Origin of the sequence: Nonlabens antarcticus (genome assembly GCF_015356755.1) — a bacterium.
Taxonomy (GTDB): Bacteria; Bacteroidota; Bacteroidia; order Flavobacteriales; family Flavobacteriaceae; genus Nonlabens; species Nonlabens antarcticus.
The window spans coordinates 54,348-67,273 of record NZ_JADFCO010000060.1 but is presented as its reverse complement, the minus strand read 5'-3'; the positions used below and the strand labels follow the sequence as shown (position 1 = coordinate 67,273).

Below are 12,926 nucleotides of genomic sequence, written 5' to 3'. Positions count from 1 at the left end.
TTTACCTAAATTAGCAGTCCATTTAAAGTCCTATGAAAGAGTCTAAAGCAAAAATTTTACTCGTTGACGATGAGCCAGATATTCTGGAAATTGTGAGTTATAATCTCAAGAACGAGGGTTATCAGGTCTATACAGCAGAGAATGGCGAGGAAGCAATCAAAAAAGCTAAAAAGAAAAAGCCTGACTTGATCATTCTAGATGTTATGATGCCCGTAATGGATGGCATTGAAGCCTGTGAAAAAATGCGCAAAATGCCAGAATTAGATAAAACGATTATTACCTTTTTCACGGCTCGTAGTGAGGATTATTCTATGATTGCTGGGTTTGACGCAGGTGCAGATGATTATATTACAAAACCAGTAAAACCTAGAGTTCTCGTTTCTAAAGTAAAATCCTTACTCAGACGCAATTCAACCGACAAGGAATTAGAAGACACAACAAAAAAACTGGGCGATCTAATTATAGATCGAGATCAGTATAAAATCTTCTTTAAAAAAGAAGAACTTATTTTACCTCGTAAGGAATTTGAACTGCTTTCCTTACTTACTACGCAACCAGGTAAAGTTTATACCCGGGAGGAAATACTTGACGTAGTATGGGGAAATGATGTTGTCGTTGGAGGTCGTACGATTGATGTTCACATAAGGAAATTAAGGGAAAAACTAGGCGATAAAAGATTCAAAACAGTTAAAGGGGTAGGATATAAGTATGTCCAGTCAAAGTAACAGCACAAGGCGCAGCTATAGATTTGCGTTAAGATCATCATTTTTTATAACGATGATATTTGGCGGGTTTCTTGGTTTGCTTCACATATCAGGAGCAACAATATTACCGTGGCAGTTCCTGACCTTAATCCCTTGTATTTTCCTTGTATGTATTGTTGTTATTCAATACAGAGTGCAAAAATTTATCTACCGCCGCATCAAAAAGATCTACGAAGATGTGAGTTTACTGGAGTCCACAGATTTTGCAGAAAGAGAAGTTGCAACTGACATGCGCACACTTACTAAGCAAGTCGAACAATTTGCACGAAACAAAAAAATCGAGATAGAAACATTAAAAGTGCGTGAGGCCTATAGAAAAGAAATCTTAGGTAACATTTCTCATGAACTTAAAACGCCGCTATTCACCGTACAGGGATATATCGATACTTTAATTGAAGGTGCTCATAAGGATAAAGCTATTCGTAAAAAGTATCTGGCAAGAGCACAGAAAGGGGTAGAACGATTGACTTATATCGTGAATGATCTAGACATGATTACAAAACTAGAAATAGGCGATATGAGTCTAGAAAAAACCGAATTTGATATTGTCGATTTGATACGCCAGGTATTTGACCAATTTGAAATGAAAGCGGCCAAAAAAAGCATAACGATTGATTTTGATATGGTGTATAGAAAACCGATCATGGTGCGAGCGGATCAAGAACGCATACAACAAGTGATAGCAAACTTACTTGTCAATTCTATTAAGTACGGCAAAAAAAATGGTACTACAGAAATTGCTATTGAAGACCTAATCAACAACAAAGTCATAGTCAGAGTTACAGATAATGGTGAGGGAATTGCAAGACCTTTCGTCCCGCGATTGTTTGAACGTTTTTTTAGAGTAGACCGAACAGGTTCTCGTAAAGAAGGTGGTTCTGGATTAGGACTTGCGATTGTAAAACACATAGTAGAAGCTCATAACGAGAGAGCTTATGTGGATAGCGAGCTGGGTATAGGGTCTGAGTTCTCGTTTACTTTAGAAAAGGTTGCTGCTATTAAAGAACCTAAATCTGTCCTTCCTTCCTGAAGACTTCCTAATCCTGAATAGCCCTTTACTCGATCCAGCATGCTCATCTCAAAATTATTTTGAGTGGCAAAAGGTGCTAGATTTTGTTCCTCTAAGTGTGCTGCCAGGTATTCTTGTTCAAATTGACCTGGTGTGGGGATAAAGAATGCTTTCTTTTTTAGGGCGCTCAAATCCATAATACTGGTGTAGCCACTGCGGCAAAGTACTATTTCAGACCTATCCATTGCTTTTTGTAAACCTTCAGTAGATAAAAAATTATGATAGGTGAGGTTGCCCTTTTTATGAACTGTTTGGGTAGATTCTACAATTCCAGCGATAAAAAGAATCCTACCATTATAAGTGCTTGCTTGTTCCAGCAGTTTTTTTTCTACAATACTGCGTTGAGGTTCTGGACCAGAAAGCAGTATTAGTAAATCATATTTGTGCATTTTAATTCCGTTCTCATTAAATCGACTTATGGGTCCTAAATAAACTTTTTTTAGGGAGCTATCAGTGTTCAAGGAAAGCTTTCCGGTGAGATTTGGATAATTTTCATGGTCGGGAATCCAGCAAGCATGGAATTTTTTGATATAATGTAAATGCAGCTGGGTACTCAACCAGGTCGTTCCTCCAGACAATACCTGCAACTGGTGTGATATGATTACGCATGGAATAGTAGCATTATACAAACCTAGCCGGTTATCACTTATGACTCCATCCAGATGATATCTATGGATGATATGCGATAATAGTTTGTGCTCTGCTCGTATGGCATTCCAGATTTTAGGAGAATCTTTAAGTAATTTTAATTTTAGATTTTCACCCTCTGCTCCATATTTGATATGATAAGAGGGTAATTCAAGAGCGAGAAGGTCTGGAAATTCCTTCTTCAATAGTTCAAGAGCAGGCCCATCGCTAGCTACAATGGGGCAATCGCCATTATCTAAAATCGCTTGGACCACCGGAATACATCGAGTCGCATGACCCAATCCCCAATTTAGTGGTGCAACCAAAATGTTTTTAGATATTTGCATGCGATAAAGATACTGCCTACTATCAACGGTATGGCAAACGGTAGATTATCTAACCTTTAAATAATTGTTTTGGGAAGTAAAAATAAATTGAAGCGTTTTAGGGAGAATGAAACTTTCCCAAACGTGATCCAGCCCACCCGTGAGGAAATGGTAGCGGATTTTGAGTGGAAAGGAAAATGGGCAAAATTCTTTAAGAATGATAAACCCATTACATTGGAATTGGGCTGTGGTAAGGGTGAGTATACAGTAGCACTCGCTCGTAAATATCCAGAACGCAATTTCATAGGAATCGACATTAAGGGCGCAAGATTCTGGCGTGGTGCAAAAACGGCGATTGAAGAAGGTCTGGACAACGTAGCATTTATTAGAACCCAGATTGAGCTGGTGGATTCCGCTTTCGCGAAAGCGGAAGTTTCAGAAATATGGATCACTTTTCCAGACCCGCAAATCAAATACAAGCGCACAAAACACCGCATGACAAATCCAGAATTCCTGGATAAATACCGCCAGATCTTAAAACCAGACGGAATTATCCACCTAAAAACCGACTCAGAATACATGCACGGCTACACGCTGGGTCTTCTGGAGGGCATGGGTGAAGAGATTTTATATGCGCACCATAATATTTACACTAATACAGAAGCGCCAGACGAAGTGGTGGGAACTCAGACTTTCTACGAAAAACAGTATCTTGACATAGGCAAACCTATTACTTATATGAAGTTCAAGTTACGTGGATGAGTAGTTTTTTACACTTTATTTTTGGCTTTGCCATAGGTTTTGTAGGTGTCATACCGCCAGGATTGCTGAACTTAACCGCGGCTAAAATCAGTGTAAAACAAGGCCGGCGCGCTGCCATTATTTTTGCAATGGGCGCTTCACTGGTCGTCATAGCCCAGGTTTATATAGGTGTCTTTTTTTCTGAATTATTGAGTAACAATCCAGATGCGTTGTTGATGGTGGAACGTTTTGCGATCATCATTTTTGTGGGACTGTCCGTCTATTTTTTCATACGCGCACGGCTCGATACAAAACCTACCTTAAAGCCAGTCCACAATGCAGATTACAAGCTATTCGGGCAAGGAATTATTTTGTCTGCGTTAAATGTGTTTCCCATTCCGTTTTACATAGGATTTAGCGCTTTTCTTGCCGGCCGTGGTGCTTTTACCTTTAAATTTCCCATGGCGCATTTATTTATTCTGGGAGCGACGCTGGGAACTTTTTTGATGTTGTGTGCCTATATAAAATACGTCAAACGCTTTGGATTTGATAGTGACACCTTTGCGAGAAAAATAAATTATTTACTTGGAGTAATGACTCTGGCGATTGCCATTTTCACCTTTATAAGAATCACATAATGGCAAATGCGGACTTTTTTAAACGCGTTTATGATGTCGTGGAACAAATTCCAGCCGGTCGGGTCACGAGCTACGGTGCGATTGCCAAATATCTGGGAACGCCACGTAGTAGCCGTGCGGTAGGTTATGCCATGAATGCAGCACATTCCAGACCAGAAGTGCCCGCGCAGCGGGTCGTAAACCGCAATGGATTGTTGACGGGAAAACATCATTTCCCAGGCACAAATCTGATGCAGCAACTGCTGGAAAGTGAAGGAATTATGGTTGATAAAGACCAAGTGCAGGATTTTGATGAGGTGTTTTGGGATCCTTTGTTGGAGTTGGAAGCATTGGAATGATTTTCTAAGTTATTAGTGACCAGTTACCAGATTACACTCTCTTTCTGCTACGCAAATTTTGATTTTTATTACCAATTTTTCAAAATTTGATTTTGGCCACTTCCTATAGTTCTCGGGAAAATTTCTGTTTTATCTGTTTACTGCATAAATTAAAAGTGGGTAGGAGCGTCATGCTAGCATTAATTTGGATTGAAGGTGATTTTTTAAATTTTCACTTTCTACCTTCCACTTACCAATTCTAGAATTTTAATGTGCATTTAGTGACATAAAATTTATTTTTTAATTATCCATTTCTTAAATTTTAGCTCATACCTCATACCACATACCTCATATTTCACATCGCACACCGATCCGACGATTATGCACACTTCTACAACGCAAAGGCTGTCAATTAACCAGCCGATTTCAAATTAAATGATGCAATACTAATCATTGAATTGAAAAGATGAAAGAAACAGGAAGTCAAAAAAAACCACGGCGCAGCCGTGGTTTTTTACTCTAAATAAATTTCAAATTCAATTTAATTGAGAACCGGAAATTACATCTCCAATCTCATGATCGCTTTAGCGTTTACAAATTCCTTCACACCAAAGCCACCGTGCTCGCGTCCATAACCAGAACGTTTTACACCGCCGAAGGGCATATTAGGTTGCGCAAGCCCGAAGGAGTTGATAAATACCATTCCCGTATCAAAATGTTTGGCCGCCATTTCAAAAGCTGCATCCTCATCTTCCGTAAAGATTCCACCACCTAGACCGAACAAGCTGTCGTTTGCAATGCGCATCGCATCCTCAGCATCTTTAGCTTTGATTAAGGAAGCTACAGGACCAAAAAGTTCTTCATCATAAGCTGGCTGCCCTGCTTTTACATGTTCTAAAACAGTGGACGGATAATAGAATCCCTTACCGCTAGGCATCTCGCCGCCGCACAATAATTTAGCTCCTTTTTTAATACTTTCTGTCACTTGTTTGTGCAGGCCTTCTCTTAAATCTTCTCGAGACATCGGGCCTATATCTACACCATCCTTGGTCGGATCACCGTGTTTGATGTCTTTCATGGCTTTTACAAAAGCTTCCTTAAATTGATCGTAAACCGCGTCAACTACTACGAAACGCTTTGCAGCAATACAAGTTTCACCATTATTATAGATTCTTCCCTTAACACAAGCTTCTACAGATTTTGCAATATCAGCATCTGCCAAAACAATGTACGCATCGTTTGCCCCTAGTTCAAGCACCGTTTTCTTCAGATGTTTCCCAGCAAGTTCACCAATTATCTCACCAGCTCCAGGACTTCCCGTCAAGGTAACACCTCTAACTAGATCGTGCTTGATCACATCATTTGATTGATCATGATTTATAATTAATGTGGCAAACAAACCTTTGGGCAACCCAGCATCTTCAAAAATTTCTTGAATTTTCTGCCCACACCCTGTAACCGATTCTGCATGCTTTAAGAGTACACCGTTTCCTGCCATTAAGTTGGCAATCGCATATCTTATAACTTGGTAAGCAGGATAATTCCAAGGCTGGATACCGTAGATCACACCTATAGGCGAGTACACAATTCTCCCGCGGCCACCATTTGGTAAGTCACGGTCTTCATCAGCGAGTTCTTTTGGGCCGTTTTCTGCGGTGTAGTCACAGATTCCTGCGCACAGTTTAACTTCTTGATGCGATTGCTTTAATAATTTCCCCATTTCTTGGGTCATCAGTTTTGCAAGGTCAGATTTATGTTCTATTAACTTTTGGCCTATTTTTTTTAGCACCTCGCCACGTTCCTTAGGTGACTTTAATTTCCATTCTTTAAAGGCCTTATGGCAATTTTCAATGGTACTATTTATCTCGCCACTACTCATTAATGGGTAGTCTTTTATTTTTTCTCCTGTAGTTGGATCAATTGTAGTTATTCCTTTATCGCTCATGGTTGTTTTTGTTTATACTTAAAGATAGGAAGGAATAGTAGATCATGTTTTCTCTTTAAGTCTCTCTTAATACAGAATTGTATAAAGCTTAGCAAAAGGAAATCAAGAATAGGATTAAGCAGAAGTTTTAGCAGATTATGAGGTAATGCATATACAATTAAGATGCTCTATGTGTGATGTGGCAAAGGGATTTAATTTTTCGTTTTCGTTGTGATTTTTAATTTGGGTGTGACTGCAAGGGTCGGGCTCTCCGTTACAAGTCCGCGCGCTGCTGATGAAAATCAGCAGCGCTGTGGGCTTTTCACTGCTACCTGCCTGTCGTTCTTTTGGCAGGCAGGTCTCTTACGCAGTTAATAGGTGTTTAGCAATCTAATTGGAAGTTGTGGGAGCGACAAAAGGCCCCATTGTCCTGCGGACATTTCCCCAAAGGGGAAAAATTCGTAATCTAATTGGGAGTTGTAGGAGAGATAAAACGCCTCATTGCCCTACGACATTTCTCCTAAAGGGTAAAAACTCATAATATATTCTGGAATTCAATCATTTTTAAAAATCATCATCCACATACTAAAAAATGATTTTCCTCTTCAAGAGTAGTTGCTGAGCGCAGCTGAAGCCAAGTGTTCAAAACTCTAACACCTCACCCCAGCGGAGATGGATCTTGTGAAAATAAATACTAGGATTTCTTAATCAAGAAGCAGAGTAACTATTTTTTATTTCTCAAACTCACAAACTCATAGCTCAAGGACTTATAACTACGATACAAACGCACTATACCCAGTAATGGCGCGTCCCACAATCAATGTATTAATTTCTTTAGTTCCTTCATAGCTGTATATCGCTTCTGCATCGGCTACAAATCTGGCAACGTTGTGCTCTAATAGTATACCGTTACCACCCATTACTTCTCTAGCTCTAGAAACAATATCTCTTGTGCGCATGGAACAAATAACCTTGGCCAGTGAAGCATGTTCATCTTTCAAAATTCCTTGATCCTGCATCTCGCTCAATCTAAAACATAGTGTTTGAATGCTGGTAAGATTGGAAAGCATTTCCACCAGGTGGTTTTGAACCAACTGGAAACTAGCGATCGGTCGGCCGAATTGTTCTCGCTTCTTAGTGTATTTCAATGCATTTTCATAAGCACCGCGAGCACATCCTACGGCTTGCCATGCAACACCAGCGCGGGTCATGCGCAGCACTTTGGCAGTATCTTTAAAACTATCTGCTTTTTGCAGTCGATCCCCTTCTGGAATAACGCAATTTGTTAAGGTGATTATAGCATTTTGTACAATACGCAGCGCCATTTTATCTTCCATTTTTTCTGCATGGAATCCTGGATTTCCTTTACGTATCAAGAAACCTTTAACTTGGTTTGAATCTACATCACGAGCCCATAAAATTATGACATCTGCAAATGTGGCGTTGCCTATCCATTTTTTCTGACCGTTTAGGATCCAGCTTTCGCCATCCCATTTACAAGTGGTTTCCATTCCGCCAGCAATACCGCTACCCGTTTCAGGCTCTGTTAGACCGAAGGCTCCTATTTTTTCCATTCGTGCCATTTGTGGTAGCCATTCTTGTTTTTGCTCCTCACTTCCACACAGGTAAATAGATCCCATCGCAAGTCCACTATGGACCCCAAAAAAGGTAGAAATTGATACATCAACACGAGCGACCTCCTCTGCGATAATTCCTTCAGTAATAAAATCCATTCCTGGACAGCCGTAACCCTCATAAGCGATTCCAGCGATATTGAGTTTGGCAAATTTTGCGATTAAATCGTGTGGAAATTCCGCACGGTTCCAGTAATCATTGGCAATAGGCTGCACTTCATCTTCCATAAAGTTGCGTACTTTCATTTGCACGTCGCGTTGCTCCTCCGTCAATTTGCGGCTCAAATCATAAAAATCTCCATTTATGGGAGGTAATTTGTGTTGGCCTTTTTTCTTTTTGGTGGATAACATTTTCATCAAGCCAGCGAGTTGTCGATCGTCCAGGTTGCCTACCGTATCCATGACTTTAGAGAGGTCAACTTTTTCGTTTAAAGCAGCGAGCTGTTCTAAATCTATATTTTTCATCAAATTGATGGTTCCCTTAATTTTTGAAAATAATGACATGTGAATAATTTTAGAGTAAGGTATATTCCATCACACCTTCTTGCTGTTAACGAAAACGTAATGTTGTATCTCTCTTTCTCTACAAAGCGCGAATGATCCTATATGGCACGATATTGGAAATATATTCGCTTTCGCGAAAGCGAGATAAACTTCAATCACTAGTGCAGTTGAACCAGTTAATTTGCTATTAAACAAGGGTTTTCTTACGCGGCAAACTCATATTTTTGAAACATGATTAGAACTTTACTATCACTTGTTATCCTTTTAGGATGTGTATCGCAACAATCTGTTGCCCAGGATTTTACTAACGACCGCATAACGACGATGATCAAAGAGTATCGTGGTCTGGATCGAGGACCTTACAAAAGGATTGAGTGGTTTTGTGAAGATGGCACCACCCGCGGTTCAAAAGATCCATGCCCAGATGCGATAGGTGGCGGTATACAGCATGCCAGTTATAGGAGTGAGATTGTGCAATTAGGAAATCGTGAGCACATCTATTTCAGCGAGATTCTTGCTGCAGCAGACTTGTGGGAGTTTTGGGATGCAGACCAGAACCATTCTCGTGTGAAACAATACCAGATCAATAATTATCTCGTGTCGATAGATGATGGTTGGATTTTAGAAAAAGCTCGTTATTACAGAGGTTCAAAACAAGTTGAAGATGAAGAAGAATGGGGAAGAACATTTTATTATACTGTTTTAGGAGATAATGATTTAATCGATCGAGATTTTTTCTTGCTGCGTGAAAGCTTGCGTGATATTCCTCACGATGGCGATACAAATCTTGCCCAAGAAGTGCGCAGCGTTAGCAAAACCCTTGCGGAAAAGCATCCTAAATTCATGGACTTAAGGATTAAAATCCATGGAAATCCCGAGGCTCGAGATATCACTGCTACCCAGCGATGGATTAAGGAAAATAATGAAGACTTAACTTTTAAAGAACGGAAGGAATTTGAGGAGCTGATAAATGTTATGCAAGAGTTTTTTGAGCCGGTTCCTGTAACTAGTCTTGATAAAATGGTAGCAGATTGGGATACAGATTCTTATATCAGAAAACAAACGGAGTTGTTTTCTAAAACATACACTAACGATACAGAACCATCGATTTTGATCCCTGCGGCGGCAAATTTAATGTGTGACATAAGAACTAATCTTAAGGATGATAAGCGAGGAACTCGCAGGACATCTGCCATGACACTTAGTTTGCGATTAGAGGAGTTGATATTTCAAACTACTTCCCGGTGGGAGCCTACTACTTTACAGGAGCACCTAGATAAGGTTTATGCATTGAGTGAAGCACTTTCTGCCGGTGGTTATGTGGAGCAGTGGGAATGGAACGCTGTAGAAGACAGGTTGTTTACAACGGAAGGTGAAACGATGAAAGCCCATCAGTTGCTAGATTTTATTTCTACCGCGCGCAGTCAGGTGGAATGGGGAACAGGTATGGTGAACACGGTTTATGGAGATGATGTAGAGCGTTACATGAAATTTGAGCCATTGGCCTATGGATTTTTAGATGATAGAATTAGAAGTTCTCTACTACTTCCTTTGGGAGATGCCATAGGAGAATTAGGAGCATTAGTTTCTCGTCAAATAGGATTGACGAGTCAAGTAGATCAAGTGGGTAATCCATCTACCGTACGCGGTCTGAATGCTGGTTATGCTAAAGGAAAACTAGTTGTTGTTGAAGGAAATGCGGAAGGAATGACGGTAGACCCTAACAAGATTTATGTATTTGATAGACCGCCCAGTGATCTAAAACCAGTAGCAGGAATTGCAACGGTATCTGAAGGAAATCTTGTTTCTCACGTGCAATTACTGGCTCGCAATCTAGGAATACCCAATGCCGCCATATCCACAGATAATCTTGCCGACTTGAAAGCTTTTGATGGAAAGGAAGTCTTTTATGCTGTGAGTAGTCGCGGTACGGTAGTGCTTAAGTCTGTGGACAATATGACTACTGCAGAAAAGGTGTTGTTCTCCTCAAACAAAAAGAATAAAAAGACCATCCGTATTCCAGAAGGAAAATTGAAATTAGATGGCACGATGCCCATTAATATGGCAAATGTTTCCAGTGCAGACAGCGGTATTTTGAGCGGTCCAAAAGCAGCCAATTTAGGCCAATTGAAACAAATGTTTCCACAGCACGTGGTAAATGGTATTGTGGTTCCCTTCGGAGTTTTTAAGGATCATATGAACCAGCAGATTCCAGGTGAGGATAAAACCTACTGGGAATACTTGACAGAGATTTTTAAAACTGCTGAAAATATGCGCAGTAATAAACTACAAGAATCCGAGGTCATTAAATACCAATTAGCCGAGTTTACTAAGTTACGTGCGGAAATTGATAAAATGCCCATGAAACCTGCGTTCATCGGTCAACTAGAAAGCGATTTCAAAACTATACTGGGCGGGAAAATGGGAGCTGTTCCCGTATTTTTGCGTAGTGATACAAACATGGAGGACCTAGAAGAATTTACAGGTGCCGGATTAAATTTGACCGTTTTTAATGCTGTAGCAAGAGATAAGATCATTCAAGGAATAAGAGATGTATGGGCGTCTCCTTACACAGAACGCAGCTTTAAATGGAGACAGGTTTATCTAGAAAATCCAGAAAATGTATATCCTTCTATTTTAATTATTCCATCAGTAGATGTTGATTACAGTGGTGTTTTGATCACTAAGGATTTTATTAATAATGATGATAATAAAATCACTGTAGCAATGAGTCGTGGTGCAGGTGGCGCCGTTGACGGACAAGCAGCGGAAACTTATCTTATCGATAAAAAGGGAAAAGGAGCATTGATATCTCCCGCTAGGGAAAATAAAATGCGTAAACTTCCTATAACTGGAGGATCTGTGATGGAACACGTAGACTTATATACTAGCATTCTCACTCCAGAGAATTTGAAAACTATAAAAGAGTTTTCAGAGGAAGTGCATAAAACAATGCCAGGTTCAAAAAATGGAAGTTATAAAGGAGCATGGGATATTGAATTAGGCTTTAAAGATGGAAAGCTCTATTTGTTCCAGATAAGGCCATTTGTAGAAAATGATCAGGCTAAAAACTCTGAATATCTTTCATCTATAGATAAAGACATTAATCTGAACACAGAATTATACCTTAATAAAAATATCAAAAATTGAAAAAGCACTACTATATCGCAATAACAATAGTTGCGGCCATCATTACAATGGCACTTTATCCTATTGACGGATATGAGCGTACAGGAATCAAGCGGTTAAAACGTCTTGAAAAAACACTCGATAGTACCATCACGGAATACTACTTGAAACCTGGTTCCTTCAAAAAAACAGAAGAAATCAATTTATGGCTGTGTGAGGATACTGTTTCAACAGACTCCATCATGGTGGTCGATAATGATTTCCAAGATAAAATGACACGTTTGTTTCCCAGACGTAGTGGTTATGCAGTAACCGTTCTTGATATTTCTGATCCCAACAACCTGCGCTATGCAGAGATGAATGAGAACAGCGGTTTCCAACCAGGGAGTGTTGGTAAGCTAGCAGTTGCGACGGCATTTTTTACACAGCTTGCAGCCTTATGTCCAGACGATTTTAATGTACGTACAAAATTGATGCGTGATAAGGTGGTTAAATCTGGAGTGTGGGGAACAGGTGATCACCATACCGTTCCATTTTATAATTTAGAAACAGAAAAACTAGTCAAGCGTCAAGTAGTTGCTAGTGATGAATTCACGCTCTACGAATGGATGGATCACATGTTGAGCGTTAGTAACAACGGTGCAGCAAGTATAGTATGGAGAGAAGCGTTGTTGATGAAAATATTCGGAGATGACTATTTTAATCTAACTCAAGAAGAGGCAGATGAATACTGGAAAACTGCTGATAAAAAAGAATTGTCTGAACTTGCAACAGCAGTGGTGAATGAACCATTGAGAGATATGGGAATCACTCATGATGAATGGAGATTAGGTAGTTTTTTTACAAATGGTCCAGATCGTATAGCTAGAGCCACAGGAGGTAGTATAGGTACTCCTAAAGGATTGATGAAATGGTTTATAAAGCTGGAGCAAGGTGAGATGGTAGATGAGCAATCCAGTCTTGAATTAAAACGTTTGATGTATTTGACCGATCGCCGCATACGTTATGCCTACAGTTCACAACTTGATGATGCATCTGTATATTTTAAATCAGGTAGTTATTACAGCGGCGGAAATGGGAAATATGCTGGAACTAATTTTAATTATATGAATAGTGTCATTATGGTAGAGCATCCTGATGGAACTAATTATATCGTTTGTTTGATGTCAAACATATTAGGTAAGAACTCTGCAGGAGATCATATGTATCTTGCAAGTGCTATTGACAAAGCAATTAGAAAAGAAAGCTAAGAC

The 12,926-nt window shown here is 39.7% G+C and carries 10 protein-coding genes; 7 read left to right on the top strand and 3 right to left on the bottom strand.

From position 1 onward, the window contains the following. Nucleotides 1-32 precede the first annotated feature (32 nt). Both IQ282_RS02260 and IQ282_RS02255 read left to right on the top strand, forming a co-directional pair. Nucleotides 33-725, top strand: a complete 693-nt coding sequence (locus IQ282_RS02260; protein ID WP_194850282.1) for a response regulator transcription factor — start codon at nt 33-35, stop codon at nt 723-725. Beyond that, on the top strand, nt 709-1,794 hold the full coding sequence (locus IQ282_RS02255; RefSeq protein WP_194850281.1) for a sensor histidine kinase: 1,086 nt from the start codon (nt 709-711) through the stop codon (nt 1,792-1,794). Before IQ282_RS02260 ends, IQ282_RS02255 begins: the two co-directional genes overlap by 17 nt. On the opposite strand, the gene IQ282_RS02250 is transcribed toward IQ282_RS02255, so the two are convergent. After that, nucleotides 1,698-2,807, bottom strand: coding sequence for a glycosyltransferase (locus IQ282_RS02250; RefSeq protein ID WP_194850280.1), 1,110 nt, complete (start codon nt 2,805-2,807; stop codon nt 1,698-1,700). The genes IQ282_RS02255 and IQ282_RS02250 overlap by 97 nt on opposite strands. Nucleotides 2,808-2,876: 69 nt before the next feature. Between IQ282_RS02250 and trmB the strand changes: the two genes are divergently transcribed. From trmB to IQ282_RS02235, 3 genes are read left to right on the top strand one after another with little or no spacing between them, the layout of a single operon-like run. Continuing rightward, a complete protein-coding gene (gene trmB, locus IQ282_RS02245; RefSeq protein WP_194850279.1) occupies nt 2,877-3,548 on the top strand; it encodes a tRNA (guanosine(46)-N7)-methyltransferase TrmB in 672 nt (223 codons plus the stop codon). Next, nucleotides 3,545-4,165 carry a LysE family translocator gene (locus tag IQ282_RS02240; RefSeq protein ID WP_194850278.1) on the top strand — a complete coding sequence of 207 codons (621 nt, stop codon included), beginning with the start codon at nt 3,545-3,547 and terminating at the stop codon, nt 4,163-4,165. The genes trmB and IQ282_RS02240 overlap by 4 nt, the downstream gene beginning before the upstream one ends. Beyond that, nucleotides 4,165-4,503: an MGMT family protein gene (locus IQ282_RS02235; protein ID WP_194850277.1), complete on the top strand. Its 339-nt coding sequence runs from the start codon at nt 4,165-4,167 to the stop codon at nt 4,501-4,503. The genes IQ282_RS02240 and IQ282_RS02235 overlap by 1 nt, the downstream gene beginning before the upstream one ends. A gap of 538 nt (nt 4,504-5,041) precedes the next feature. Here IQ282_RS02235 and IQ282_RS02230 read toward each other — a convergent pair. After that, nucleotides 5,042-6,427, bottom strand: coding sequence for an NAD-dependent succinate-semialdehyde dehydrogenase (locus tag IQ282_RS02230; protein WP_194850276.1), 1,386 nt, complete (start codon nt 6,425-6,427; stop codon nt 5,042-5,044). A gap of 752 nt (nt 6,428-7,179) precedes the next feature. After that, nucleotides 7,180-8,544: an acyl-CoA dehydrogenase family protein gene (locus tag IQ282_RS02225; RefSeq protein WP_194850275.1), complete on the bottom strand. Its 1,365-nt coding sequence runs from the start codon at nt 8,542-8,544 to the stop codon at nt 7,180-7,182. A 231-nt stretch (nt 8,545-8,775) separates the two neighbouring features. Here IQ282_RS02225 and IQ282_RS02220 point away from each other — a divergent pair, with 231 nt between their 5' ends. Next, the gene (locus tag IQ282_RS02220) at nt 8,776-11,694 is read left to right on the top strand and encodes a PEP/pyruvate-binding domain-containing protein (protein ID WP_194850274.1); all 2,919 of its coding nucleotides are present in this window, start codon (nt 8,776-8,778) and stop codon (nt 11,692-11,694) included. Then, a complete protein-coding gene (locus IQ282_RS02215; protein ID WP_228547184.1) occupies nt 11,691-12,923 on the top strand; it encodes a class A beta-lactamase-related serine hydrolase in 1,233 nt (410 codons plus the stop codon). The genes IQ282_RS02220 and IQ282_RS02215 overlap by 4 nt, the downstream gene beginning before the upstream one ends. Nucleotides 12,924-12,926: the final 3 nt, after the last annotated feature.